Here is a 25,105-nt window from a genome sequence, read left to right as displayed (position 1 = left end):
CCGATGTCACCGGTCATCTCCACATCGCGAGAACGACCTGATCGCCCGCCCCGAAGCGACACCGAAACCATGCCTGAGCAGCGGAAACTCAACGATCACGTCCGTGAGGACAACGGCCTCTGAAATGCCTGCCGACTGCGTTTGTGATGAGTCCCTTCCCGTACGCCTTCCGGGCAGCCTTGCCCGACCCGACGCAGGACATGCAGTTGACGTTCGTTCAGCTGCTGCGGCACGTATTTCCTCTCGCATCGGAAGTGCCCGATGGCACGTTTGCGGAGAGGGGCCGGCACCAAGCCTGGATCAGCTCCTGGACCAGTCGTTTCGGTACCAGAACGCCGCCGCCAACGGTGGCCTGTTGGCGGTTATCACCTTCTGCTGTATCGGATCAGCGGGGACGTTGTTCATTCTCTGGCGCGAACGACAGGGTGCGGGCGATCAGCAGGGCGACGTCGTCGTGGTCGTCGGGCAGTCGGAGGTCGTGCAGGAGCCGGTCGCAGGTTTCTTCCAGCGGGCAGTCGAGTGCTTCCAGGACGCGCAGGAGCGTGTCGAGGCGCTCGTCGATGGGGTGGTGGCGGGTTTCGACCAGTCCGTCGGTGTAGAGGATCAGCTGGTCACCCGGGTCGAGGCAGAGAGTGGTGGTCTCGAACGGGACGCCACCCACGCCGAGTGGGGTACCGGTGGGCAGGTCGAGCAGCTGGGGATGCTTGCCGTCGCGGATGAGGACGGGGGGCAGGTGGCCGGCGTTGGCGATGTGGCACTCCCCACGGTGGGGGTCGTAGGCGGCGTAGAGGCAGGTGGCGATGTATGGCTCCAGTCCGGAGGTGATCGTGTCGAGCTGCTGGAGGACGCGGGTGGGGTCGAGGTCCAGGCCGGCGAAGGCGGCGGTCGCGGTGCGCAGACGGCCCATGGTCGCGGCGGCGTCGATACCGCTGCCCATGACGTCGCCCACGACGAGGGCCGTCCGGTCGCCGCCCAGGGGGAGGACGTCGTACCAGTCGCCGCCGATTTCGTAGGCCGCCTGTGCGGGCTGGTACCGGGAGGCGACCTGCAGGCCGGGCAGGTGGGGTGGATGGTGGGGGAGCAGGCTGCGCTGCAGGGTCTCGGCGGCGTTGCGCACGCTCTGGTGGGCGCGGGCGTTGTCGATGCACACCGCGGTGCGGGAGGCCAGTTCGGCGGCGATGGCGAGGTCGTCCTCGTCGAAGGGCCGTGGGTCGCGGGCGCGGGTCAGCCCCAGGAAGCCAAGGACGGTGGCGCGGGCAATGAGGGGGACGGCCATGTAGGAGTGCACTCCGGCGCGGGCCAGCAGCGTTGCGGCGTGATCGTCCCGGGCGATGGATGTCAGGTCGTTTCCGTCGGCGTGGGGGATCAAGATGGGTCGACCGATGCGCACACAGCGGGTGGCCACGCGGTTGTCTTCGTACGCGGCGATGTGGCCGGGCGGATCGGCGGCTTGGAGGGCCTCGGTGGGGTGGGAGGCCTTGAGTGCGAGGGCACGGAAGAATGCGGGACCGGCGGTGGTGCGAGGCCGGTGCTCGTCGATGACGGAGTCGAGCACGTCGACGGAGACCACGTCGGCGAGTTCGGGAACGGTGACGTCGGCCAGCTCCTGGGCGGTCTGTGCGATGTCCAGGGTGGTGCCGATGCGGGCGGAGCCGTCGGCGATCACGGCCAGGCGCCGCCGCGTCGCGGTCGCCTCCTGGGCCGATTGGTAACGCTCGGTGACGTCTGTGACGAGTTCGGCCACCCCGAGCACGCGGCCCTGGGTGTCTTCCAGCCGGTAGGCCGAGATCGCCCAGGCGTGCAGGCGCGGTGCCTCGTCGGCCGGGCTGTGGCCGACGATGGTGGACTGGTCGATCAGGGGCATCCCGGTGTCGAGGACCTGCCGCATCGCGGCCTCGGGCGTTTCGAACTTCGCAGCCGTCATGATCTCGCGGTAGTGGCGACCGAGGTGGTCTTTCGCGGGGACGCCGTGCATCCGCTCCAGCGCGGGGTTGACTGCCAGGTACCGCAGGTCGGAGTCGAGGATGGCGATTCCGATGGGGGACTGGGAGATCAGCCGGGTGGAGAGGGCTACGTCCCGCTCCACCTCGCGCAGTGTGGGCGCGTCGGTGCCCAGTCCAAGGGCGTAGAAGTCGCCGCGGTCGTCCAGGAGCCGCATGTTGCGCAGCTCCACCAGCCGTGTGCCGCCGTCCTTTCGACGGGCGGGGAACGTGCCACCCCAGCTCCGGCCCGACTCCATGACCTCGGCGAACTTCTTGAGCACCCAATCACAGTCCTCCTCGGGGACGAGTAGCTGTGCGGCGTGCTGCCCGAGCGCTTCCTCGGCGGTGTAGCCGTACAGCTCCTCGGCCTGCGGACTCCACAGGACGACCCGTCCCTCGGCGTCCAGCAGCACGGCCGCCACTCCCAGAAGGTTCATCAACCCACTCGGCTGTGATGGTTCGTCGCTCGCTCGGCCGCTGAACACCTCGCCGATGTCCGGGGGAGGCCACTCGGCTTCGCTCATTGCAGGCACTCCTTCTGCCCGCCGACGCCACATGAGCCACCCCTCGGACTGGGGCGCGGCCTGTCTGCGCCTGCTGGCGGCTTCGACTTCCATGGTCACCCAGACCACCGGAGAACACACCCCATTCGCGTGGCGCGGGCCTGTACGGGAAGGGTGGTGTCCGGCAGGCCACCGTTGGCACAGGCGGCACGCTCGGGCGCCGATATCTTCGTGGGACCGTAGGGCTGACCGGTGGCTGAGGGCGCTGTGCAGGAGAGGGGCATCGCCCCGAATGCGACGGCGAGCGCGAGGACGGGCTGCCTCGCAGTTCTCCCGCTACTCCGGCTCTGCAGCCACCGTGCCCTGTTGCGCCCACACTGTCTTGCCCTGGACGTGGTAGCGGACGCCCCAGGCGTCGGCGATGCTGGCGACGATGAACAGGCCGCGGCCCCCTTCATCGATCGCGCGGGCATGCTTGAGGTGCGGGACGCTTGTCCCCGCGTCACGGATCTCGCAGGTCAGACGGTCGTCGAGGATGAGCCGCAGGCGGTACGGCGGGGCGCCGTACCGGACTGCGTTGGCGACCAGTTCACTGACGATGAGTTCGGTGGTGAACGCTGACTCTGCGCTGATCTTCCAAGCGGCGAGTTGTCTGCGTGCGGCCTTTCGGGCTGCTGGGACGGCCGCCAGATCCTCGGCCAGTGCAACCGTCAGCACTCTGTCCGGGGGCAGACCTCGAGCACGCGCCAGCAGCAGCATCTTCTCCGTGTCGTGGCGGTCTCGCAGCGCGTAGGAGAGTGTGTCGCAGACTTCGGTCAGGGGCAGCGTCGCTCCTTCCCGCAGCAGTACACGCAGCGTCGGCGAGGTCTCCAACAGGTCCTCATTGCCGACCGCAAGCGTGCTGCCTGCCGGCATCGTGATCTCAGTGGCAGGAAAAGGGGCGTGATCGGTGCCGGCGAGCACCGGACCTCCCGGAGTCGTCACAGTCGCCGACTCGCCGTCAGGAAGGACGAGATACGGCTCCGAGAGTCCCGCGCGAACGAGCGTGCACGTGTGGTCGACCGAGTCGTAGATCGCGATCAGGCACGCAGCCGTGAGCGGTTCACTGTTCAGGGGGTCTCCCGCTGGCAGCGCTGCCCGTTCCGTGGCCAGTCGCTCGGCGGTGTCGCTCAGCCGTGCCATCAGTTCCTGCGGCTCCAAGTCGAGTGCGGCCAGCGCGTGGATGACGGTCCTGAGCTGTCCCATGGTGGTAGCAGTCGCCACGCCTCGTCCGGCCACGTCTCCGAGCACCAACGCGACTCGGCCGCCCGCCAGTTCGATCGTGTCGAACCATGCGCCTCCGCCACCCGGACCGGGGATGTGCATCGTGGCCACGTCCACCGTGGACGGAACCGGCGACTTCTGTGGCAGGAGCTGACGCTTCACGGTTGCTGCGATGGTCCGTTCCCGCGTGTAACGCCGTGCGTTGTCGATACACAGCGCCGCGTGCGCGCAGACATCCGTCGTCAGCGTGACGTCGTGCTCGTCAAAGGGCTCCTCGTCCCCGTGCCGATAGAAGCTGACCACGCCCAGAGCTTCGCCGCGCACGGTAAGAGGAGCGACGATCAGGGAGTGCGCATCTGACCGCACGATGGAGTTCGCCCGCGCCGGATCCGCCGACAGCCAGGGGCTGTCTTCGGCCACACTGAGGAGCCGCGGACGCAGGTCGTTGAGGACTCGTGAGAACGGTGTGCCGTCCGGGAGCCGACGAACGTCGCCCACCGCGTGTGCCGACACCAGCCCTTTGAATGCAGCGCGCCGCAAGGGCACGTCGTAGGCCACCGGAGCCAACGGCGGCTCCTGCCCCCGGAACACGTCCTCGATGACCTCGACCACCACAATGCCTGAGAACGTCGGCACGACAGCCTCGACCAACTCCTGGCACGCGGACATGACGTCGAGTCGGTCCCCGACAGTTGTGCGGACCCGCTCCAAGACCTTCAACCGGCGCAACGTCCGCTCGCGGTCCGTCACGTCCATGGCCGAGGCGACCAGGCCCTGAGTCCGGCCGTCACGTCCTTCGACGCGGACGTACGACAGGGAGTAGACCACGGGACGACTGGTGCCCTCCGCTCCTGCGGACCGCACGACACGCTGCAGCGCCGGCTCACCGCTCGCAAGAACCAGCCGCGCCACCGCACGCTCGTTCGCTGGATCCTCAAGCCCGAGGGTCGAAGCAAAATCCGGGCCAGCCTGGGTCTCCTTCACGGCCGGCTGTGCCTCGGGCGTACGGGCCCGGGACCTGACGATACGCAGGTCGCAGTCCAGAACGTACAAGTCCATGGGTGCGTCAGCGAACAACGCCTGCAAGACCGCGATGTCCCGCTCGGTTGAACCAGAGCCTTCTGCTGCGCTTACCTCCCAGGTCAGCGAACCACCGGAGAGCGCGGGTCGTACCGACACCTCCCCCAGAGCCGCCAGTGCCCCCACGACCTCGGACGCAGGGGAGCCCGGCCGTACCAGGCCGGCCACAGTGCGCCCCTCGGCATCCGCCCGGGACCAGCCCAGCAGTTCTCGGGCCTGGGCAGACCACTCGAGAATTCGCCCATCATCGGCGATACGCATGAGGACTGCACTGGCCGGCATGGCACACCTCCGCTTCGGCACGCACATACGCGCCACTTCCATAGTGATGTGCGGAGGCGCGCTGCTCACCTCGGTCGGCCACCGCACGGAGAGGTGCCGTCGAATGGCGCGCGTCACGAAGAGTCGCCGAGCAGATGCGCAAGGTTCGGGCGGGCTGCTGACGCCGAGGCAGTCCCTCGGGCGGGGCCGGCACGTGGCGTACCTGCGTGAGCTCGGGCCGCTGGGATGAGTGGGGTGTGCAAGCCGGACTGAGCACAGCTGGGCGATGCAGCCTGTCCATGCTGACCTCAATCAACTTCATCCGGCCGACGCGGTGATCCATCTCGGGGAGCGGATTCCGCCGAGGGCACGGCGGACGTCTGCCGCGCAGCGGCGGAGGCACCGCGGGACGGCGTGCGGCCCCGCTCCTATGCGCACACCGGCGGGGTGTGGGCATACGGCGACGCCGACGGGGTCGTCGACGAGAACGCCCCGCTGAATCCGCCGCGCATCACTGCCTGGCTGGTGGAGAACGAGAAGCGTGTGCTGTCCCTGGATCCCCGAGGGTCCGTCGATCTCTCACCGCCGCCGACCTCGCCCGCCGCACGTCAGCGAGGGGTACGGCGTCTATCTGACGTACAACCTCGACGGCGCCGATCGCAGCGCCGACGTCTCCGCGTTCACCAGGGAGCTGTACGGCAGTGACGCCGTCTACACGCCGTAGGGCGTCCGAACGCCCCGGCGCGCGGTGCTCCCTCGGGGCCTGCCGCATCCCATAGGGCAGCGACCCGTGCAGGCCGCGCTTTCGACAACGATGTCGGAAGGCGGTCACACGTCATGGCCAGGTCGATAGTGCGGGCGCAGTGAGAGGCAGGGGCCGGTGTCGGCGATGAGTTCCCGGGTCGTACCGGGTCTACGGGACAGCCTCAGCCGACGAGAGGACCGATCATGCCCACCGCCAAGACCCCGCGGAACCCCGACGCCGCCCCGCCGATCACGGACACCGAACGGCAGACCGCATCGGGCAAGGTGCTCTGGCACTTCACGATGTCGCTGGACGGCTTCGTGGCGGGGCCGGGCCATTCCATGGACTGGATGACAGGCGTCGCGTCGCGGCCCGGCCTGATCGAGGAGTACACGCAGACGACCGGCGCCGTGCTGGGAGGCCGGGACGGCTGGGACGCCTGCCCCGACGCGAGCGCGACCTACGGCGGCCGGTGGCAGGGGCCCGTGTTCGTCCTCACCCACCGTCCCGAGGACCTGAAGCCCGCCGACGGCGTGACGTTCCTCAACTGCGATGTGGCCGAGGCGGTCCGGATCGCTCTGGACGCCGCCCGGGGCAAGAACCTTGAGGTCCTGTCACCCTCGATCGGCCGTCAGCTCCTGGAGCGCGGGATCGTCGACGAGATCGACCTGCACATCGCGCCGGTCCTGCTCGGCGACGGGATCCGCCTGTTCGACAACCCGGGCGGCTCGCCGGTCCGGCTCGGCCTTGTCAACGGCAGCGATCCGTCGCTCGTGGTGAACGTGCGCTACCGCCCGGCCGCCGCCGGTTGAACCGCCGGCATCGATACCGCCGCCATGTCGCCCGGCAAGGGTTCTCCGGGACGCGGCGCCTCTATTCTGTTGCCGCTCGTGTCCCATCAGTCACACCTCGGGGGAAACACATGAATGCCTGGAACCCGGGCGGGCAGCCGCCCTATGACCCGCGGGCAGGACACCGGCCCCAGCCCGGCCCGTACCCGCCACCGCCGCCCCAGGGCCCGTACCCGCCACAGCCGCCCAACGGCGGTTACCCGCCGCAGATCCCGCACCCCTACGGGCCCCAGCCGTACCCGCCGCACCCCGGCCCGCCGGTGCCGCCCGGCCCCTTCCGCCGGCTGTGGCTGAGGATCGGCCCCATCCACACCGCCCGCAGGGTGTTCAAGCCGTCCCGTCCCGGCAGGGTCGACGACGCCCTCGTCGCCCGCGTCCAGAAGATCCGCACGCTGGTCGGTCTGGGCGCGGTGGTGTGGATGTCAGTGGCGTACAAGGTCGCCCAGTCGGTGGGTGACATCGCCGACGACCGGCTGAGCCAGTCCTGGAACAGCGTCCTGATGCTGTCGGTGACCTTCCCCGTCGCCATGGGCGTCCTGCTCGCCCTCGCCGCGCCCTCCGCCCGCCGTGAACTGCTGCGCCGGGCCGCCAGGTGTTTCGGCGCGATCGTGGCCATAGTGGCCGCGGTCGCCGTGTTCCCGGCCGCCGTGCTTTCCGGATTCGTCGACGGCCGCTTCGCCACCAGCCCGGCGATGGCCGCCGTCACCTACGGCACGACGATCCTGACGTTCCTGTGGGTGGTGCCCTTCATGTTCTGGGGCATCGGCCTGGCACTCGTACACGTCTTCCGCACCGCGGACATCCACGAGACCGTACCGCCGCTGCTGGCGATGACGCTGGTCTGGGAGATGACGCTCGTCGACCTGTTCACCGGCGCCTACGCGGGTGTGCCGGGCCCGCTCCGGGTGCTGCTCATGCTCGGGGCCCCCGCCTCGGTGACCGCCGTCGGCCTGTGGGAACTGCACCGGCTGCGCGCCCACCACGGCATCGGGGTCCGGGACATGCTGATGCGGCAGCCGGGTTAGCCGGGCCGAGCACCCTGCGCTCAGTGACTCGCCGATCGCGAGCGTACGTTCGTACATTCCAGAGTGTACGATCGTACGCATGCCGACGACGGACTACTTTGCCGACGACCCGCGGACGAACCTGGAGCGCATGCTCGCGGGTGACCTCTACATCGCCGACGATCCGGAGATCGCCCGGCGTCAGCAGCGGGCGATGCGGCTGGCCGCCCGCTACCAGGACGCCTTCATCGAGGACGCCGACAAGGCCCGGCCGATCCTGGCCGACCTGCTCGACTCCGTGGGGGAGGGCGTCGAGGTGCGGCCGCCGCTGTACGTCGACTACGGCAGCAACATCACCATCGGCGCCCGCACCTTCGTCAACTATCACCTCACCGCGCTCGACGTCGCCCGGATCACCATCGGCGAGGACTGCCAGATCGGCCCCAACGTCCAACTCCTCACCCCCACGCACCCGGTGGAGCCGCAGCCCCGCCGCGACAAGCTGGAAGCCGCGCTGCCCATCACCATCGGTGACAACGTCTGGCTCGGCGGCGGGGTCATCGTGTGCCCCGGAGTGACCATCGGGGACAACTCCGTCATCGGCGCCGGAGCCGTGGTCACCAAGGACGTCCCGGCGAACGTCGTGGCCGTCGGCAACCCCGCCCGCCCCGTCCGCACCCTCTGACCGGCGTCCCCATGGCCACCGGACGCACGGACCCGAAGCGCCGCGAGCGCATCCTCGCCGCCACCCTCGACCACATCGCCGAAGAGGGCGTCGCCGGGGTCTCCCACCGCAAGATCGCCGTACGCGCCGACGTGCCGCTCGGCTCGATGACCTACCACTTCGCCGGCATCGACGACCTGTTGCGCGAGGCCTTCACCCGGTTCGCCGACGAGATCGTGGCCGTGTTCGAGCGGCACCTCGCCGACGTCGGCACCCCCGAGCGGGCCCGCGAAGCCGTCACCGACCTCATCCTCGCGCTGTCCGCAGGTTCACGTCGCGATCTCGTCCTCACCCACGAGCTCTACGCCCTCGCCGCCCGCCGCGACGAGTACCGCGCACTCACCCACGCCTGGATGGCCCGCAGCCGCGACCTTCTGGAGCGGCACTTCGACGCGGACACCGCCCGCCAACTGGACGCGCTGATCGAGGGGTTGGTCCTGCACCGCTCCCTCGACCCCGTCCCGCAGAGCCGCGAACTCACTCGGGCGGCCGTGCGGCGCATCACCTCCGGCTGATCTCCGCCTGACCTCCGGCCAACCCCCGGTACGTAGCGGGCCTCGAGCCGCCCGTGGGGTGCGGACCTGACCCCGCACCCCACGGGCTCCCATCCGCCGGCCTGCGCACTAGTGTCTGAGCGCCACCGCCAGGACACGGTGGCGCTTGACGAGGAGGGTGGCCGTGATGGCGCAGCAGTTCGGTGACTACCAGCACGAGATCTACTTCAACGCGCTCGGGGGCGTCGTCCCCGAGCTGCCCATGGCCTTCGCGGAACTGGAGCAGCGGGCCAGCGAGGCGCTCGCGCCGTCCGTGTGGTCGTACGTCGCGGGTGGTGCGGGCGACGAGTTCACCCAGCGCGTGAACGTCACGGCGTTCGAGCAGTGGGGGCTCGTGCCGCGCATGTTCGTCGGGGCGAGCAAGCGGGACCTGAGCGTCGACCTCTTCGGGCTGAAGCTCGACAGTCCGCTGTTCATGTGCCCCGTCGGTGTGATCGGGCTCTGCGGGCAGGACGGACACGGGGACCTGGCGACGGCACGGGCCGCCGCGCGCACGGGAGTTCCGATGGTGGCGTCCACCCTGTCCGCGGACCCCATGGAGGACGTGGCCAAGGAGTTCGGCGAGACCCCCGGCTTCTTCCAGCTCTACACGCCGACCGACCGTGACCTCGCCGAGAGCCTCGTCAGGCGGGCCGAGGCGGCCGGCTTCAAGGGGATCGTCGTCACCATGGACACCTGGGTCACCGGCTGGCGGCCCCGCGACCTGTCCACCGGCAACTTCCCCCAGCTGCGGGGCCACTGCCTCAGCAACTACACCTCGGACCCGGTCTTCCGCTCCCGGCTCCCGCAGGGCCGCGCCGATGACACGCAGGCCGTCGTCATGCAGTTCGCGAGCGTCTTCGGCAACCCCCTGACGTGGGACGACCTCCCCTGGCTGCGCTCGCTCACCAATCTGCCGCTGATCGTCAAGGGCCTGTGCCACCCCGAGGACGTACGACGCGCCAAGGACGGCGGCGTCGACGGGATCTACTGCTCGAACCACGGCGGACGCCAGGCCAACGGAGGACTCGCCGCCATCGACGCCCTGCCCGACGTGGTGGAGGCCGCCGACGGTCTGCCCGTGCTGTTCGACTCGGGCGTGCGCTCCGGAGCCGATGTGGTCAAGGCGCTCGCCCTCGGCGCGACGGCGGTAGGCATCGGCCGTCCCTATGCCTACGGCCTCGCCCTCGGCGGCGTCGACGGCATCGTCCACGTGCTGCGGTCCCTGCTCGCGGAGACCGACCTGATCATGGCCGTCGACGGTTACCCGACGCTCGCCGACCTCACTCCGCAGGCGCTGCGTCGGCGGCACTGACCTCGGGCGCGTGGGGCCCGGCCCGGTCCAGCTCGACGCCGAACTGGGCCCCGGCCAGCAGCGCCAGGTTCGACACCCACAGCCAGACGAGGAACACGACGCCCCCCGCCAGGGACCCGTAGAGCTTGCTGTAGGTGCCGAGCTCTGAGGCGTAGAACGTGAAGCCGGCCGACGCGACGAGCCAGATCAGCGCGGCCAGCAGACCACCCGGCAGGCCGTGCCGCCACCCTCGGGCGGCGGGCGGCCCCGAGCGGAACAGGACCAGGACGAGCAGCGCCACCAGGCACAGCAGGGCGGGCCACTTGAGGAAGTTCCAGGCCGCGGCGACCGTGTCGCCGAGCCCGAGCCAGTGCCCGAGGGACTGAGCGAGGGATCCGCTGAGCACGAGGACGAGCGCGCTGGCCACGAGGAGCGCGAGCAGGGTGCAGGCGGTCAGCAGGATGCGGTGGGCCTTGCGCCACACGGGCCTCGTGTCGCGGACGCCGTGCAGCGTGTGCAGGGCCCGGCGGAACACGGCCGAGTAACTCGACGCCGACCACAGGGCGCTGACGGCGCCCGCGATCGTCACGGTGAGCGCCGCGGAACGCTCGTGTGCCATGTGGCGCAGCGACCCGTGCAGGACGGCGCCCGACTCGGCGGGCGCCCAGGCCGTCACATGCGCGATCAGGGCGTCCGTCGTCGCCGGGCTGACCAGACCGATGAGCGAGACGGTCACGAGCATGGCGGGCAGCAGGGCGAGGATCGCGTAGTACGTCAGCGCCGCGGCCCAGTCCGACACGTCGTCGTTCCACATCGACACCGGCGTGCGGCGCAGCGCCGCCCACAGCCGGGGCCAGGACATCGACTCGTCGCCGGGCACGTGTCTGTTGCCGTGGTCGGCGGAGTCGGACGTGGCGGGGGAGGGGACGGTTCGGGTGAACTGGGCCGTCGGCCGGGTTCCCACGGCGTGCTCGTCTCGGTCGGAGGGTGCCCGACGGCCTCGGCGGGAATGCCGGCGCGCGGGACATGGCCCGCGATCATCTCATCGCCGGCCCCGCAGCCTGCCGGGGGAGTCGTGGATCAGGGTCGTACGGGGACGTTCCGCGCGGTCCAGTCGGCGAGGACGCGTGCGCAGTCAGCGACCGTCTCGCGCCATGTCCTGGCCGCGCCGTCGCCAGCCTCGTCGCTGACGTGCTTGACGATGCGCAGCGGAACACCGGCCTGCCGGGCGGCGGACGCGAGAGCGTAGCCCTCCATGTCGACGAGCGGGGCGGACGCGGCCAGGCGGGCGCGGGCCGCCTCGTCGGAGATGAAGGAGTCGCCGGTCGCGAGGACGGGCCCGCCGTGGTCGGGCAGGTCGATCGGCGCACCGTAGATCTCGCCCGTCAGGGAGGCGAGCACGGCGTTGTCCAGGTCGTGCTGGATCACGGAGCCGATGACGTGGGTGCCCGTCCAGCCGGGGCGCAGCGCACCCGCCGTGCCCAGGTTCACGATGCCCGAGGGGTGCGGGCCGCGGGCCAGGACGGCGGCCAGCGCGGTCGCCGCATTGACCTTGCCCATGCCGGTGAGCAGGACGGGGAGATCCGTGTCGAGGAACTGCGCCTCTTCCTTCACGGCCAGCACGAGCAGGGGGCGGCCGACGGTGATCTCACCTATGAGTTCCATGCCGCAACGGTAGCCGCGGGACGGTCGCCCACCCGCAGCCGGGGCATGGAACGTCTGGTCAGCGGCCGCGGACCGCGCCGCGCGCCACGGGGGTCAGCAGCATCCCGATGGTGAGTCCGACGGCGAGATAGACGGCGGCCGTGCCCACCTTCGTCACGAGGGCCACCGACGTGGTGAAGGGCAGCAGCACCATGACGAGCGTCGCCAGCGTGACGATCCAGGAGAAGAACCGTCCGGGCTGTGGTGTGCCCAGGCACAGGAGATGCAGAAGCAGCGTCGCGACGAGGGCCGCGACGGCGGCGCCGCCCGCGAGCAGTCCGGTGGACGCGTCCCCCATCGCGCCGTCGCGCTCCGGCGCGAACACGGCGACGCCGAGGACACCGCGGACGAGGAGCACTCCGGCCACCGCGGTCAGCGCCGCGACGATCGCGGTCATCAGGCCGCCGGACCAGATCTTGCGGGCGTCGACGCGCGACTGCGGGGGCGGAGGCGGTGCGCTGTCGACGTACGGCCCGTACGCAGGGTAGGAGGGGTGCGCCGGGTCAGGCCCGTAGAGCTGGTGCGGATCCTGCCCGTAGCCGGGGTCCTGGCCATAGGGCGTCTGCGGTGTCTCCATGAGGAACTTCCCCCTCCGTCCGGATGCTTGGCTCAAGCCAACACAGGGGTGGCGGCGTGGCGCGAGCGGGCATGGGCCGAATGGACGGGCCAATGGAGTGGTTGGGTCAGTCGCGGCCGGGGGCCGTGGCGCCTGAGCGGGGCGTCAGGCCGAGCAGCCGCAGATACATCGCCGTCAGATCGGCGACCGCCCGGTCCCGGCAGGCCGGGTCGGCGGCCACGGCCCGGGCGAAGCCCGCGACCATACCGGCGGCGGCCGTGGCCACGGACTCCGGCGAACCGGCCGGCTCGGCCAGGCCCTGGCGTACCAGACGGGCGATGTAGCGCGCGGTGCGCCCGCGGGGGCGGTCGCTGATCTCGTCGCGGAGCACGCGCATCGCCGGATCCGTGAGCGACTGGTGTTCGAGCACGGTCATGAACGCGAGGTTGTCCACGTAGGCGTCCAGGAACGCCGCGTTGGTCCGCTCGGCGAGCAGGTACGGGTCCTCGGCCTCGGGGTCCGCCGCTTCCTGCGCCGCGAGGAACCGGTCGCGCAGATCGGCGGCGAGCACGGCGAAGACGTCCTGCTTGGAGGCGAAGTAGACGTAGAACGTGGCGCGGCCGACGTCGGCCTCCGCCGTGATGTCGGCGATCGTCGTGCGCGCGTAGCCCCGCTGCTCGAAGACCGTGCGGGCCGCGGTGAGCAGCCGGGCGCGTGTGGCGCTGTCCTGGCGGTCCAGCTTGTCGCGCACGGTCCAGGAGTTTCTCGCGATCGGCATGGCCCCAGCTTATTGACGTTGACGATGGCGTCAACGCAGACTGGGCCCGCCATTGACGTTGACACGAGCGTCAACGTCCACGGCGCGTCGGCAGGTCCGGCACGCCCGGAACCGTCATGCACAGCCCGAAGCCGTCACGTACAGAAGGCCCGCGTCACGGGCCCGTGGAGGAGACGTCCGATGACAGGTGTGCTGATCGCCAACCGGGGCGAGATCGCGGTCCGGATCCACCGCGCGGCGTCGGCGCTCGGCCTGCGAACCGTGGCCGTGCACTCCGCGGACGACCGCTCGGCGGCCCATGTGCGGCTCGCCGACGAGGCCCACCTGCTCAAGGGCGACGGCGTGGCCGCCTATCTCGACGTGCGCCAGATCGTCGGGATCGCCGGACGCGCGGGGTGCGATCTGGTCCATCCCGGCTACGGGTTCCTCAGCGAGAACGCCGACTTCGCGAAGGCGTGTGCCGAGGCGGGGCTGACCTTCGTGGGGCCCACCCCGGAACTCCTCGCCCTCTTCGGCGACAAGGCGAGCTCACGGGCGCTCGCCGTACGGCACGGCGTCCCCGTCCTCGCGGCGACCGACGCCCCCACCTCCCTCGCGCAGGCCACGGAGTTCCTCGCCGGCGTGCGCGACGGCGTCATGGTGAAGGCGGTCGCCGGGGGAGGCGGCCGCGGCATGCGCGCCGTGCACGACGCGTCGGATCTCGCCTGGGCCTACGAACGCTGCCGCTCCGAGGCTGAGCGCGCCTTCGGCAACGGTGACGTCTACGTCGAGCAACTGCTGCCCCGCGCCAAGCACATCGAGATCCAGGTCGTCGGGGACGGCACCGGCCAGGTGATCCACCTGTGGGACCGGGAGTGCTCGGTCCAGCGCCGCAACCAGAAGCTGATCGAGGTCGCGCCCAGCCCGTGGCTCCCCGCGCGCACGCGTGACCTGCTGATCGAGGCCGCGGTCACGATGGCTTCGGCGACCCGGTATCTCGGCCTCGGGACCTTCGAGTTCCTCGTCGACGCGGACGACCCGGACGCCTACCACTTCATCGAGACCAACCCGCGCCTCCAGGTCGAGCACACCATCACCGAGGAACTCACCGGCGTGGACCTGGTGGCCACCCAACTGCGCCTCGCCCAGGGCAGGTCCCTCGCCGAACTCGGCCTCCTCCAGGAGGACGTCCCGCAGCCGCGCGGCTTCGCGATCCAGACCCGCGTCAATCTCGAAGAGCTGTCCGCGGACGGCACGGCCCGCGCCTCGCAGGGCACGCTGACCGCCTTCGAGGCACCCGGCGGCCCCGGCGTGCGCGTGGACACCCACGGCCGCGCGGGCCTGGAGATCAAGGGCTCGTACGACTCCCTCGTCGCCAAGGTGATCACTCGTACGGTCCGGGGCGACTTCGCCGACGCGGCCGGGAAGGCGGCCGGAGCGCTCGGCGAGTTCACGCTCTCCGGAGTGCCGTCGAACCTGCCGCTCCTTCGCGCCGTCCTGCGCCACGAGACCTTCCGGGACGGCACTGTGACGACCGCCTTCGTCAACGAACACCACGACAAGCTCGTACCGGGAGCCGTCCCTTCCCAGGAGAGTCACGGCTCGGCTCTCACCGCGCTCTCCGCGGGCAGTGTCGTCGACGTCTGCGTGGAGCCGGGCGCCGAGGTGACGGCGGGCGCGCCACTCGTCGTGCTCGAGGCGATGAAGATGGAACACGTCCTGACGGCGCCGCGCGGAGGAGTGGTGCGCGAGGTCCGCGCGAGCGTCGGGGACGTCGTCCCGGCCGGCGCCGAACTCGTCGTCTTCGTACCGTCGGAGGGCGAGGAGAGCGTCGACGAGGCGGTGGCCGAGGTCGATCTCGACGTGATCAGGCCGGACCTCGCCGAGGTCGTCGAGCGCCATCGCGTCACCCTCGACGAGGCGAGGCCGCAGGCCGTCGAACGCCGCAGGCGCACCGGCCACCGCACCGCACGCGAGAACCTCGCCGACCTCTGCGACCCGGGCACCTTCACCGAGTACGGCGCCCTGGCGATCGCCGCGCAGCGCCGCCGCAGGACCCTCGACGACCTGATCGCCGGCACACCGGCCGACGGCATCGTCACCGGCGTCGCCCAGATCAACGGCGCCCGGTTCGGCGACCGGCGCGGCCAGTGCGCCGTCCTCGCGTACGACTACACGGTCCTCGCCGGCACGCAGGGGATGCTCAACCACAAGAAGACCGACCGCATGCTCGAACTCGCCGAGCGGCAGCAGATACCGGTCGTGCTCTTCGCCGAGGGCGGCGGCGGACGCCCCGGCGACACCGACATGATGGCGGTCGCCGGACTCGACGTCCCCACCTTCGCCACCCTCGCCCGCCTCAGCGGGCAGGTGCCGACGGTCGGCATCGTCGCCGGGCGCTGCTTCGCGGGCAACGCCGCGCTCCTCGGCTGCTGCGACGTCGTCATCGCGACCGCCGACGCCACCGTCGGCATGAGCGGCCCCGCGATGATCGAGGCGGGCGGCCTCGGGCAGTTCCTGCCCGAGGAGGTCGGACCGATGCAGGTCCAGGTCCCGAACGGCGTCGTGGACATCCTGGTCGACGACGAGGCCGAGGCCGTGGCGGTCGCCAAGCAGTACCTCTCGTACTTCCAGGGCGACTTGAGCGACTGGGACTGCGCGGACCAGCGCCTCCTGCGGCACGTCGTCCCCGAGAACCGGCTGCGCGCGTACGACGTCCGGGAGGCGGTCACCCTCCTCGCCGACACCGGCTCGGTCCTGGAACTGCGCCGCGAGTTCGGCGTCGGCGTCATCACCGCACTCGTAAGGGTCGAGGGGCGGCCGATGGGCCTGGTCGCCAACAACCCCCAGCACCTCGGCGGCGCCATCGACAGCGACGCCGCCGACAAGATGGCCCGCTTCCTGCAACTCTGCGACGCCCACGGCCTGCCCGTGATCACCCTGTGCGACACGCCCGGATTCATGGTCGGCCCGGACGCCGAGAAGACCGCGACCGTACGGCACTTCAGCCGGCTCTTCGTCGCGGGTGCCCACCTCGGTGTGCCGGTCTTCTCCGCCGTCCTGCGCAAGGGCTACGGCCTCGGCGCGATGGCGATGACCGGCGGCGGCTTCCGCGCCCCCACGGCGATGGTCTCCTGGCCCACCGGCGAGATCGGCCCGATGGGCCTCGAAGGCGCCGTCCGGCTCGGCTACCGCCGCGAACTCGAGGCCATCGCCGACCCGCAGGAGCGCCAGGCCACGTACGAGGCGCTGCTCGCGGAGCAGTACGAGCAGGGCAAGGCGCTCAACGCGGGTACGACCTTCGAGGTCGACGACGTGATCGACCCGGCCGACACCCGCCGCTGGATCAGCACGACGTTCGCCCAGCACCCCACGCATCCGCGCCCGCAGCCGCCCGAGGGGCACACCCGCCGACGCTTCGTCGACACGTGGTGACGGCCGTGCGGTGAAGGTCCAGATAGGTCAGGTCGGGACAACAACCGAGGAGCCGCATGAAGATCGAGGAGTACCTGGAGGATCTGCGCGTCCGTCAGGCCCGGGTCCGCCCGCACGGCACACCGTCCGACGTCGTGTACCCGCTCGGCGAGATCTCCGTGCCGGACCATGTCGCGCACTGGGCGCGGCTGCGCCCCGACCGGGCCGCGGTCGTCTTCGAGGGCCGCACCGTCTCCTACCGCGAACTGGACGAGCTGAGCCGCCGCGTGGCGGGACGTCTCGCCTCCGAGGGCGTCGGCGCGGGCGACCGGGTCGCCGTCCACCTGCCCAACTCTCCCTCGTCGATCCGCTCTGCACCTCGTTCATCCGCAAGCCAGACGTCGGGGTCCGGCGGCGCTGGGCGGCCGCCGCGTGCGCCCATTCCGTCCTGCGGGGGGCCGCGTACGGCATGACCGAGATGCACGCGATCGACGTGACGCCCTATGAGTTCCAGGGCGGTGACCAGGATCTGCACGCCGAACCCGTCTTCTGCGGACTGCCGATGCCCGGCACGGACATCGTGGTGTCGCCCGTCACCGGTGAACCGGTGCCGCTCGGCGAGGCGCGAGAGCATGGCGACCTACAAGGTTCCCCTCGTGGAGATAGTCGACGAGGTGCCGATGACGACGACCATGAAGATCCGGAAGGTGGACCTGACGGCCCGCGCGCAGCAGCTCGCCGACGACCGCTGAAGGCCGTGTCGGCGGGTGCCTCAGGTCTTCGGCATGAGGGTGTGCAGCAGATCGACGCACTGGCGGAGATCCGGCTCGGGCGAGGCGTGGTCGCCGGCGGTGCCCAGTGACCACTGCTCCAGCGCGGTGCGGGTCACGGCGAGCGCGATGCCGGTGAGCAGGCGGGGCCGGGGGTCGGCCGGAGGGGAGGCCATCCGCTCGGCCACCGCCTCCCTCACCTGTTCCTCGAAGGCGTCGAACCGCGCGTGGAGCGCCGCCCGCAGTTCGGGATGCCGGTCGGCGATCCGGAAGGTGGCCTGGACGAGTTCGCGGTCGGGCACGACATCGTCGGTGATGTGCGCGGACAGGACGTCGAGCAGTTCGGTGAGCGTCGCCCGGGGTGCCGGATCGCCGTGCGCGAGGCGCCGGTGGAGCTCGTCCGGCAGCGGGGGCGGACCGATGGTGAGCGCCGACTCCTTGCTCGGGAAGTAGTTGAAGAACGTGCGCTGCGAGATCCCGGCGGCGGCACTGATCATGTCGACCGTCACCCCGGCCAGGCCGTGCCCCTCGACGAGCTGTACCGCGGCGGCGTGGATCGCGTGTTCGGTCTCGCGGCGGCGCCTCGCGCGAAGGCCCTCGCCTGCTGCGGACGTACGGACCGGACGGGGCATGGCGACAGTCTCGCAGGTCGCAGGAGGCGCCCGCACAGGGCCCCGCAAGCCATCGAACGCCCCGGGTCAGAAGTAGCCCTTCTCGCCGTCGAGGAGCTCACGGATCGCGTCGAGGTGACCGGCGTGCCGGGCGGTCTCCTCGATCATGTGCAGGAGGATCCACCGCAGATTCGCGGACCCGGCACGGAAGTCGGGGTGCCGGCCCGCCTGGTCGAGGGAGTGAGCGGCGGTGATCTCGTTCGACCGGGCGTACTGGCGCGCGTACTCGCCGAGCAGCTGGTCGAGGGGGACGTCGTCGACGAGCATGTCGGCGTCCTCCGGCCCGTCGTCGAACTGAGGGCCCTCGGCCGCGCCGCCCATCAGCATGACCTCGAACCAGCAGTGCTCGACCCACCGCAGATGCGACACGACCCCCGCCACGGTCATGGCGGGGGACGCGGGGAGTACGGAGCGATGGGCGTCCTTCTCGGAAACGCCCTCGCACTTCCACTCGACGACGGCACGCTGCATGTCCAGCCAGGCGACCAACTGCGTTCGCTCGTCGGCGTCGTAGGGAGGGCGTATGCGAGGAGGAGTCATGGGTGGGGACGCTACTGGCCGGGTCGCCCCCGCCGCACGGCAATTTCCTGTGGGTGGCTTGGGGCCGCCTTACGCGGCGGAGCGCGGTGCGCGTTCCTTGGCCTTGGCGGCCGGGACCGAGGCTGGGCGCGGCTCTGGGCGCGGCTCTGGGCGGGGCTCGGGGCGGGGCTCGGGACGGAGCTGGGGCCGCGGCGGGGCCGGCGGCGCGAGGGTCGGTGGAACGGCCGTGGGCGCGGCGGCCGGGGTGAACGCCGTCATGGGTATTCGCACCCGCCGCGGGGCGGATATGACGTGGCAGTGCGGGGCGCCGAGGCGCTCGCCCAGCCGGCGCGCGTCCCTCGGCAGGTCGCGTCGCCAGGCCATGGCGACCACGGGCGCAAGCAGCGTCAGCGCGCCTGCCAGGCGGCACTGCACCGTGAGGCGCAGGAGGGTGCCGCGGGGGCGCGGGGAGAGCGTGAACGAGTACATCGGCGTCTGGGCGCCGAGGGGGTTCCACATCCGGTCGCCACGGAAGACGAGGTGCTCGCCCGGGACGTACGCCACGCACTGGAGCAGCTGGTCCCGGTGGCGCCCGGGAAAGCGGTACACATGGGCCACGCCGGGACCTGCGGGCTCTGAGCTCTCGGCGACGGTGTCGACCCCCGAGAACCAGAGTGGGAGATTCCGTGCGTCGGAAAGGAAGTCGTACACCTCAGTGACGGATCGGCCTATGTGGACATCCACGGAAATCTCTGGCATCACGCACCTCCCCGGCGCCCGTCCGGTCGTCGGCGCGGTGCCGACGGGTACGCACCCCACGGGCTCTACATTCCAAACGTGCGTGCGGATCGGCTCCACGACATCTCGGGTTAGCCCGAACGGGTGACGGGGCATGCACGTACGGTGGTCGCCTGCCCGGAACGCCGCCTGTCATGCGGCTCGGGGTGGCCGGGGGTGTGAGGGAGGTGCGGGGGAGGCGTGAGGGGGACGGGGCCGGGCCACCACCGATCGTGGGACCCGGCGCCGGAAGTGTTGAACGTTCGTTAAAGCTATGCCTTGTGCGCCCGCCGCAGCTCCGCCTTCAGGACCTTCCCCGCCGCCGAGGTGGGCAGCGCCTCCAGGAACCGCACCTCGCGCACCCGCTGGTACGGCGCGACGCGGGCGGACACATGCGCCATCAGCTCCTCCGCGAGAGCCGGGCCGGGGGCCGGCGAGGCATCCGGACGCGCCACGACGTACGCCGCCGGTATCTCGCCCGCGTCGGCCGCGGGAACCCCGATCACCGAGACCTGCGCGACCGCGGGATGGCCGCTGAGGATCTCTTCCAGCTGGCCCGGATAGACGTTGTAACCCTTGTAGATGAGCATGTCCTTGGCGCGGCCCACGATGTAGACGTGGCCGCGCTCGTCGCACCGCGCCAGGTCGCCGGTGCGCAGCCAGCCGTCGACGAACTGCTCGGCCGTCAGCTCCGGGTGGCCGTGGTAGCCCGTGGTGATCTGCGGGCCGCGGGCCCACAGCTCGCCCGTCTCGCCGTCGGGCACGCAACTCCCGGTCTGCACGAGGTCGCGGATCTCGACCTCGGTGTCGAAGACGGGCACGCCGACCGACCCGATCGGGACCGGGTCGTCGGGGTCGACGATCCCCGAGGTGACGCCCATGGTGGCCTCGGTCAGTCCGTAGCCCTCCACGACGCACGCGCGGGGGAACAGCGTCCGCAGGGCCCGCAGTGTCGTCGTATCGATGGGCGCGGCGCCCGAGTTGACCACGCGGACCGCGGGGAGTGCGCGGCCCTGTGCGGCGGGGGCGGCGAGCAGGGCGTGGAAGAGCGCGGGGGACCCGGCGATCTGGGTGGCTCCGAACTTCTCGGCCAGCTCCAGGAACCGCTCGGGGTCGAATCGGCCGGCGAGGACACTCGTCAGTCCGGCGAGTACGCCGATCGACTGGCCGACCAGGCCCATCGCGTGGAAGAACGGCGCGACGGCGATCGAGACGCCCTGTCCGGGCCGGTTCGTGTACTCGGTGGCTGCCTCGGCCACCGGGTCGAGGAAGATGCCCCCGTCGGGATCCACCGCGGGCACGGCGGCCGCGCGCCAGCAGGTGAACTGGAGGCAGTTCGCCACGACATGGCGGTGCAGCACCTGGACCGCTTTCGAGCGCCCCGTCGTGCCGCCCGTGAAGGACAGATGGGCGACCGCGTCGGACGGGACGCGCGGGACGGGCTCCGGGTCGCCCGCGAGCAGCTCGGCGAGCGGCACCGTGCCGTCCAGGCGCGCCGGATCGCCGGGTGCGACGGCCGACGGCGGTACGACGGCGACCAGTTCGAGTCCGTCGGTGCCGGCGGCGAGGAGCGCCTGAGCCGTGGCCGGGTGCGTCACGGCCGCCCGGGCCTCTGCCTCGTCCAGCTGTGCGCGCAGGGCCGCCGGGGGAAGGGTGGGGTTGATGGGCGTCACGATGGCCCCGGCCAGCAGGATCCCGTAGTAAGTGACCGGGAACCAGAGGGAATTGGGCTGGTGAACCGCCACCGCGTCACCCTCGGTGATGCCGCGCTCGCGCAGCCCCCGCGCGAAACGGAGCGCCTGCTCGTGGAGTTCCGCATAGGTGAGCGTGTCGTCGCCGTCGCGCAGGGCGACCCGGTCGGGGTATCTCCTGGCCGAGCCGGCGAGGATGTCCCCGACGGACGCCTCCGGGTAGGAGAGGCGGGCCGGCATGCCCTTCGGATGGCGACGGATCACGCGGCAACTCCCTTGTGGGCGGGTGCGACAGGCGTGCAGTCAGAACATTCGTTAAGCTACGGTCCCCGTCGGCGCGTGTCCAGACGTCTGCAGCAGGGCCCGGTTGGGCGTCATCGAAGCGGTGCCCTCGGCGCACAGCCTGCCCGCAGCGTCCTCGACGGCTGCCCGCACCAGTGTCCGGAGGCGGCCCGGCTTGAGCACCGTCCCGACCACCTTGTACGTGGCGCCTGCCCGGAGCGGGCGCAGGTACTCGATGTTCAGGCTCATTGTCAGGAACGGCGTCAGCGGTTCGCTCCCGGACATCACGGTGGCGCCGCATGCCTCGTCGAGCGTGGTCGCGATGAAGCCGCCGTGTACGACACCGCCCCGGTTGAGGAGGGACTCCCCGGGAGTCCAGGCCATCTCCACCCGCCCCTTGTCGACCTGAGTGATGCTCAGGCCGAACTGTGTGTAGGGGACGTGCGGCGAGTGTGACAGCTCCTCGGCGAGCGTGCGGATGCGGTCCAGGCCGGTGCCGGCGCCCCAGGCGAAGTCGAGCATGTGGAGTGGATTCCTTCCGGTTGTGCTGCGGGGGCAGGTCAGGTCAGGCGGCTGCGGGCCTGTGGCGGATCAGCGCCTCCTGGAGCACCGAGGCGACCAACTGGCCGTCCCGCGACCAGAGTTCACCGCGTGACATCGCGCGGCCGTCGGACAGGTTCGTGGTGTGCTGGGCGTACAGCAGCCAGGCGTCGGCGCGCGCGGGGCGGTGGAACCACATGGCGTGGTCCAGCGACGCCAGCATCACCCTCGACCGGCGGGCGCTCCGCGCACCGTGCGGCTCCCAGGGCAGCGCGGCCGTGGGGGAGATCGTCAGGTCCGAGAGGTACGCGAGCGCGGCGGCGTGCAGCAGCGGCTCGTCGGGCAGCGGCCGCGCCGCCCGCAGCCAGCAGCGCCGCCGGGACATGCCGTCGGCCCGCGCCGCCAGCTCGGCGGCGTCCGCCTCCACGAGCCGCAGGTCTACTGCGCGGGAGATGACGGATTCCGCGTAGCGCTCCGGGTGCTCCCGTGCCATCACCTCGTACGGGGCCTCACAGTCGTCCGGCGCCGGTGCGCCGGGCATCTCCGGCTGATGGTCGAGCGCGTTCTCGGGCTTCTTGAACGAAGCGGAGAGGCTGAGCACTGTCATGCCGTCCTGGCGCGCGGCCACCTGTCGGGCCGCGTAGGAAGCCCCGTCGCGCAGCCGCTCCACCTCGTAAGCGACGGAGGCTTCCGGGGCGACCGAACGCAGGAAGTAGGCGTGCAGGGAGTGCGGTTGCCGCCCGCCGTCGACCGTGCGCCCCGCCGCGAGCAGAGCCTGCGCGAGCGTGACCCCGCCGAAGGCCCGCGGCGGCCGGCCCATGTGGGGCATGCCGGTGAAGGCGCTGTCGCCCGACACCTCGAGATCCAGTAGCTCGCCGAGGGGAAGCAGGTCCGCGCGGTCGGACGTGGCATCCGGCTGCGCCACGGCGAGTTGGTTGTATTGAGCACCCATGGTCGGCATGCTGCCAGCCCCGGGGGCCTCCGTGGCTGTGACGGTGATCACGCGGCCCGCAGTCGTGCCGCCCCGGATCGGACGTCCGAGGCGTATGTGCTGGTCATTCACCCTGTGACCGGCCGGTTCGCGGCGTGTGCCAGTACACTCGGCGACGTCCCGCGACGACTGTTCGACCGTTCGTTCAGTGCGCACGGCGCCGGGGCGGAAGCGGGAGATCGGAGAGCCGTGTCCACGCGACCCGCAGGCCACAAGGCCATCGTCGAGGCTGCCCGGCAGGAGTTCTCCGAGCGGGGCTACGGCGCGACCTCGATCCGCGACATCGCCCAGCGCGCCGGGGTGAGCCTGTCCGCCCTGTACTACTACTACAAGGGCAAGCAGGACCTGCTCGTCGCCATCCTCGACGACGGTCTCGACGCCTACTTCGGCACATGTGACGAGGCGTTGGAGGCGGCGGGTGACGACCCCGCCGAGCAGCTGGAGGCGCTCGTCGCGGCGACCGTCCGGTTCCGTACCGACCACCCCGTGAAGAGCAGCATCGTGCTGACCGAGGGACGCAGCCTGGAGCCCGAGCACCTGGCGCGCCACCGGAAGAACGAGGCGCGCGGCACCCAGCAGTTCCGTGAGGTCGTCGAGCGGGGCGTGGCGCAGGGCATCTTCCTCACCCCCTATCCGGACGACGCCCGGCGCGCGGTCATCGCGATGTGCAACGCCATCGCGGAGTGGTACCAGGCGGAGGGCCCGGTGTCCGTGGACGAGCTGGTGGAGCGGTACGTCTCCCTGGCGCTGACCGTGGTCGAGTACCGCCCCCGTGCGGTGCGGCGCCCCGCGCGCGCCTGACACCGAACCGCAACGGCGTCACCCGGCGGGGGTGGCCGTCATGTGCGGCGATCCGTCGTCGTCCAGGAACTCGATCACCGCAAAAGCGATGAGCGCGCACAGGGCGATCCACACGATGACGACGCCCGTCGGACGGTCCCACACCAGCATGATCACGGCCGACACCGCGACGACCGTCCAGTTCAGCCACGTCTTCGCCCGGTGCACCCACGCGCCCACCGGGCCGCCCGTGAGGCCCGCCGCGTCGCGCACCGCGCCGATGCCGCCGCGCCACATGGCCATGACCCGGGTCGCCGCCCGGCCCTCGCCGGTCAGCCACGCGGCGAGCGCCACCAGGACGCCGACGGTGATCACCATGCGTACCGTCGTCCGCAGGAACCGCACGAGTGCGTCGTAGACGGCGCCGGCGGCCGGCTGCGACACCTCGGAGGGCAGCCCGTCGAGATAGATCGCGCGGAAGGCCCACAGGCCGATGCCGAGAAGCGCGGCGCCCACGGCGATGGCGATACCCGCGGCCACCAGGGCGCGCCGCTTGCGGACGGCAAGGAGGACGGCGACGGCCGCGAGGACCAGGGTGAGGATCGGCAGCCAGACCCCCATGAGCTGGAGCAGTCGGAAGCCCTTCTTGATCTTTCCGATGGAGTCGGAGGTCACGATCGTGAAGTCGGTGTGCACCTCGGGGATCTTCGAGGCGACCCCGAGGCCGCGGTCGACGAGCCGCTGTTTCACCTCCGCGATGACGGGAGCCAGGTCGATCGTCACCGTGTTGTTCGTGAGCTTGACGGCGCCGCCGCCGCTCCCGGTCAGCGCCTTGTCGACCGCCGTGTGCACACGCCGGTTGAGGCCGGTCCAGAGCTTCTCGAACGCGTCGCTCGACACGAACTTCTGCACGGTGTTGTGCACAAAGCCGCTGAGTCCGCTGGTGAGCGGGCCGCTCAGCCTCCCCAGCGCCTTTTCGAGCCTCGGCCGGTCGGCGGGTGCCACGTCGCTGAGGAGCGTCTTGAGATCGATGTTCTCCATGACGACGTTCGTGACGCGGTTCGTGACGGCCGCCTGGACATCGGGGTCGGAAGCGAGCGGCTCCATCGTCGCCACATAGCGATCGGTGTCGCCGACGATGTCGCTGGCCCATGTGCTGACGGCGCTGAGCGGCGTCAGGATCGCCACGAGGACGATCAGGAGGCCCGCGAAGAACGAGCGCAGATGGTGCCGGGGTTGGGGCCGCGCCGGGCCCGCGGACTCCAACTGGGCGACCCGGGCGCGCAGCTCGGCGATCTCGTCGCTCGCGTCCGGCGGGGGACGGTCCTCACGGTCCGGTGTCATGTATTCATGGGATGCCATGCGGTGATGGAGGGCGCGCTGGGTTAGTGCGTACGGGCGGCCGTCGCACCC

The 25,105-nt window shown here is 71.1% G+C and carries 21 protein-coding genes and 1 pseudogene; 9 read left to right on the top strand and 13 right to left on the bottom strand.

Features of this window, described 5'->3' with window-relative positions; all coding sequences use genetic code 11:
* Positions 1-385: 385 nt before the first annotated feature.
* On the bottom strand, positions 386-2,506 hold the full coding sequence (locus ACWFR4_RS24885; protein WP_453457962.1) for a SpoIIE family protein phosphatase: 2,121 nt from the start codon (positions 2,504-2,506) through the stop codon (positions 386-388).
* A 315-nt stretch (positions 2,507-2,821) separates the two neighbouring features.
* Complete coding sequence (locus tag ACWFR4_RS24880) at positions 2,822-5,089, bottom strand: SpoIIE family protein phosphatase (RefSeq protein ID WP_453654581.1); 2,268 nt, start codon at positions 5,087-5,089, stop codon at positions 2,822-2,824.
* A 581-nt stretch (positions 5,090-5,670) separates the two neighbouring features.
* On the opposite strand from ACWFR4_RS24880, the pseudogene ACWFR4_RS24875 reads away from it, so the two are divergent.
* The 6 genes and pseudogenes from ACWFR4_RS24875 to ACWFR4_RS24850 all read left to right on the top strand — a co-directional run.
* Positions 5,671-5,813 (top strand): annotated as a pseudogene (locus ACWFR4_RS24875) (chitinase); the annotation flags it as partial.
* Positions 5,814-6,037: 224 nt separating this feature from the next.
* Positions 6,038-6,646, top strand: coding sequence for a dihydrofolate reductase family protein (locus ACWFR4_RS24870; protein ID WP_453457968.1), 609 nt, complete (start codon positions 6,038-6,040; stop codon positions 6,644-6,646).
* A gap of 110 nt (positions 6,647-6,756) precedes the next feature.
* Positions 6,757-7,710 (top strand): hypothetical protein, encoded by a 954-nt coding sequence (locus tag ACWFR4_RS24865; RefSeq protein WP_453457970.1) that lies wholly within the window; start codon positions 6,757-6,759, stop codon positions 7,708-7,710.
* Between the two features lie 79 nt (positions 7,711-7,789).
* On the top strand, positions 7,790-8,374 hold the full coding sequence (locus tag ACWFR4_RS24860) for a sugar O-acetyltransferase (protein WP_453457973.1): 585 nt from the start codon (positions 7,790-7,792) through the stop codon (positions 8,372-8,374).
* Positions 8,375-8,385: 11 nt separating this feature from the next.
* Positions 8,386-8,928 carry a TetR/AcrR family transcriptional regulator gene (locus tag ACWFR4_RS24855; RefSeq protein ID WP_453457976.1) on the top strand — a complete coding sequence of 181 codons (543 nt, stop codon included), beginning with the start codon at positions 8,386-8,388 and terminating at the stop codon, positions 8,926-8,928.
* Between the two features lie 166 nt (positions 8,929-9,094).
* Entirely contained in the window at positions 9,095-10,261 is a 1,167-nt protein-coding gene (locus ACWFR4_RS24850) for an alpha-hydroxy-acid oxidizing protein (RefSeq protein WP_453457978.1), read from the top strand.
* Here the strand turns inward: ACWFR4_RS24850 and ACWFR4_RS24845 are convergent.
* The 4 genes from ACWFR4_RS24845 to ACWFR4_RS24830 all read right to left on the bottom strand — a co-directional run bounded on the left by ACWFR4_RS24845 (position 10,230) and on the right by ACWFR4_RS24830 (position 13,278).
* Positions 10,230-11,102 (bottom strand): YihY/virulence factor BrkB family protein, encoded by an 873-nt coding sequence (locus ACWFR4_RS24845; RefSeq protein WP_453654628.1) that lies wholly within the window; start codon positions 11,100-11,102, stop codon positions 10,230-10,232. The genes ACWFR4_RS24850 and ACWFR4_RS24845 overlap by 32 nt on opposite strands.
* 218 nt (positions 11,103-11,320) lie before the next feature.
* Positions 11,321-11,905, bottom strand: coding sequence for a nucleosidase (locus tag ACWFR4_RS24840; protein ID WP_453654579.1), 585 nt, complete (start codon positions 11,903-11,905; stop codon positions 11,321-11,323).
* Positions 11,906-11,963: 58 nt separating this feature from the next.
* The gene (locus tag ACWFR4_RS24835; protein ID WP_453654577.1) at positions 11,964-12,521 is read right to left on the bottom strand and encodes a DUF6069 family protein; all 558 of its coding nucleotides are present in this window, start codon (positions 12,519-12,521) and stop codon (positions 11,964-11,966) included.
* Positions 12,522-12,627: 106 nt separating this feature from the next.
* Entirely contained in the window at positions 12,628-13,278 is a 651-nt protein-coding gene (locus tag ACWFR4_RS24830; protein ID WP_453457990.1) for a TetR/AcrR family transcriptional regulator, read from the bottom strand.
* 180 nt (positions 13,279-13,458) lie between these two features.
* Between ACWFR4_RS24830 and ACWFR4_RS24825 the strand changes: the two genes are divergently transcribed.
* Positions 13,459-16,692 (top strand): carboxyl transferase domain-containing protein, encoded by a 3,234-nt coding sequence (locus ACWFR4_RS24825; RefSeq protein WP_453654575.1) that lies wholly within the window; start codon positions 13,459-13,461, stop codon positions 16,690-16,692.
* A 56-nt stretch (positions 16,693-16,748) separates the two neighbouring features.
* A complete protein-coding gene (locus ACWFR4_RS24820; protein ID WP_453466642.1) occupies positions 16,749-17,144 on the top strand; it encodes an AMP-binding protein in 396 nt (131 codons plus the stop codon).
* Positions 17,145-17,443: 299 nt separating this feature from the next.
* Here the strand turns inward: ACWFR4_RS24820 and ACWFR4_RS24815 are convergent, their stop codons facing one another.
* The 6 genes from ACWFR4_RS24815 to ACWFR4_RS24790 form a co-directional block, all read right to left on the bottom strand.
* On the bottom strand, positions 17,444-18,073 hold the full coding sequence (locus ACWFR4_RS24815) for an acyl-CoA-like ligand-binding transcription factor (protein ID WP_453654573.1): 630 nt from the start codon (positions 18,071-18,073) through the stop codon (positions 17,444-17,446).
* A gap of 66 nt (positions 18,074-18,139) precedes the next feature.
* Positions 18,140-18,652, bottom strand: coding sequence for a DinB family protein (locus ACWFR4_RS24810; protein ID WP_453466647.1), 513 nt, complete (start codon positions 18,650-18,652; stop codon positions 18,140-18,142).
* 69 nt (positions 18,653-18,721) lie between these two features.
* Positions 18,722-19,390, bottom strand: coding sequence for an SRPBCC family protein (locus tag ACWFR4_RS24805; protein ID WP_453654571.1), 669 nt, complete (start codon positions 19,388-19,390; stop codon positions 18,722-18,724).
* 290 nt (positions 19,391-19,680) lie between these two features.
* Complete coding sequence (locus ACWFR4_RS24800) at positions 19,681-21,363, bottom strand: AMP-binding protein (RefSeq protein ID WP_453654569.1); 1,683 nt, start codon at positions 21,361-21,363, stop codon at positions 19,681-19,683.
* A gap of 51 nt (positions 21,364-21,414) precedes the next feature.
* Positions 21,415-21,903 carry a PaaI family thioesterase gene (locus tag ACWFR4_RS24795; RefSeq protein WP_453654567.1) on the bottom strand — a complete coding sequence of 163 codons (489 nt, stop codon included), beginning with the start codon at positions 21,901-21,903 and terminating at the stop codon, positions 21,415-21,417.
* 43 nt (positions 21,904-21,946) lie between these two features.
* Complete coding sequence (locus ACWFR4_RS24790) at positions 21,947-22,873, bottom strand: acyl-CoA thioesterase (RefSeq protein ID WP_453466654.1); 927 nt, start codon at positions 22,871-22,873, stop codon at positions 21,947-21,949.
* Positions 22,874-23,101: 228 nt separating this feature from the next.
* Here ACWFR4_RS24790 and ACWFR4_RS24785 point away from each other — a divergent pair, with 228 nt between their 5' ends.
* Positions 23,102-23,713 (top strand): TetR/AcrR family transcriptional regulator, encoded by a 612-nt coding sequence (locus ACWFR4_RS24785; RefSeq protein ID WP_453466656.1) that lies wholly within the window; start codon positions 23,102-23,104, stop codon positions 23,711-23,713.
* 18 nt (positions 23,714-23,731) lie between these two features.
* Here the strand turns inward: ACWFR4_RS24785 and ACWFR4_RS24780 are convergent, their stop codons facing one another.
* Positions 23,732-25,054: a hypothetical protein gene (locus tag ACWFR4_RS24780; protein WP_453654565.1), complete on the bottom strand. Its 1,323-nt coding sequence runs from the start codon at positions 25,052-25,054 to the stop codon at positions 23,732-23,734.
* Positions 25,055-25,105 lie beyond the last annotated feature (51 nt).

It is taken from the genome of Streptomyces sp. NPDC055140 (assembly GCF_053607285.1).
This window is presented reverse-complemented; position numbering and strand designations above follow the sequence as displayed.

What these genes read in the sequence shown, in the direction of transcription:
- ACWFR4_RS24885 (WP_453457962.1), bottom strand. Translation starts at nt 2,506, where the DNA reads ATGAGCGAAGCCGAGTGGCCTCCCCCGGACATCGGCGAGGTGTTCAGC.
- ACWFR4_RS24880 (WP_453654581.1), bottom strand. Translation starts at nt 5,089, where the DNA reads ATGCGTATCGCCGATGATGGGCGAATTCTCGAGTGGTCTGCCCAGGCC.
- ACWFR4_RS24870 (WP_453457968.1), top strand. Translation starts at nt 6,038, where the DNA reads ATGCCCACCGCCAAGACCCCGCGGAACCCCGACGCCGCCCCGCCGATC.
- ACWFR4_RS24865 (WP_453457970.1), top strand. Translation starts at nt 6,757, where the DNA reads ATGAATGCCTGGAACCCGGGCGGGCAGCCGCCCTATGACCCGCGGGCA.
- ACWFR4_RS24860 (WP_453457973.1), top strand. Translation starts at nt 7,790, where the DNA reads ATGCCGACGACGGACTACTTTGCCGACGACCCGCGGACGAACCTGGAG.
- ACWFR4_RS24855 (WP_453457976.1), top strand. Translation starts at nt 8,386, where the DNA reads ATGGCCACCGGACGCACGGACCCGAAGCGCCGCGAGCGCATCCTCGCC.
- ACWFR4_RS24850 (WP_453457978.1), top strand. Translation starts at nt 9,095, where the DNA reads ATGGCGCAGCAGTTCGGTGACTACCAGCACGAGATCTACTTCAACGCG.
- ACWFR4_RS24845 (WP_453654628.1), bottom strand. Translation starts at nt 11,102, where the DNA reads ATGTCCTGGCCCCGGCTGTGGGCGGCGCTGCGCCGCACGCCGGTGTCG.
- ACWFR4_RS24840 (WP_453654579.1), bottom strand. Translation starts at nt 11,905, where the DNA reads ATGGAACTCATAGGTGAGATCACCGTCGGCCGCCCCCTGCTCGTGCTG.
- ACWFR4_RS24835 (WP_453654577.1), bottom strand. Translation starts at nt 12,521, where the DNA reads ATGGAGACACCGCAGACGCCCTATGGCCAGGACCCCGGCTACGGGCAG.
- ACWFR4_RS24830 (WP_453457990.1), bottom strand. Translation starts at nt 13,278, where the DNA reads ATGCCGATCGCGAGAAACTCCTGGACCGTGCGCGACAAGCTGGACCGC.
- ACWFR4_RS24825 (WP_453654575.1), top strand. Translation starts at nt 13,459, where the DNA reads ATGACAGGTGTGCTGATCGCCAACCGGGGCGAGATCGCGGTCCGGATC.
- ACWFR4_RS24820 (WP_453466642.1), top strand. Translation starts at nt 16,749, where the DNA reads ATGAAGATCGAGGAGTACCTGGAGGATCTGCGCGTCCGTCAGGCCCGG.
- ACWFR4_RS24815 (WP_453654573.1), bottom strand. Translation starts at nt 18,073, where the DNA reads ATGCCCCGTCCGGTCCGTACGTCCGCAGCAGGCGAGGGCCTTCGCGCG.
- ACWFR4_RS24810 (WP_453466647.1), bottom strand. Translation starts at nt 18,652, where the DNA reads ATGACTCCTCCTCGCATACGCCCTCCCTACGACGCCGACGAGCGAACG.
- ACWFR4_RS24805 (WP_453654571.1), bottom strand. Translation starts at nt 19,390, where the DNA reads ATGCCAGAGATTTCCGTGGATGTCCACATAGGCCGATCCGTCACTGAG.
- ACWFR4_RS24795 (WP_453654567.1), bottom strand. Translation starts at nt 21,903, where the DNA reads ATGCTCGACTTCGCCTGGGGCGCCGGCACCGGCCTGGACCGCATCCGC.
- ACWFR4_RS24790 (WP_453466654.1), bottom strand. Translation starts at nt 22,873, where the DNA reads ATGGGTGCTCAATACAACCAACTCGCCGTGGCGCAGCCGGATGCCACG.
- ACWFR4_RS24780 (WP_453654565.1), bottom strand. Translation starts at nt 25,054, where the DNA reads ATGGCATCCCATGAATACATGACACCGGACCGTGAGGACCGTCCCCCG.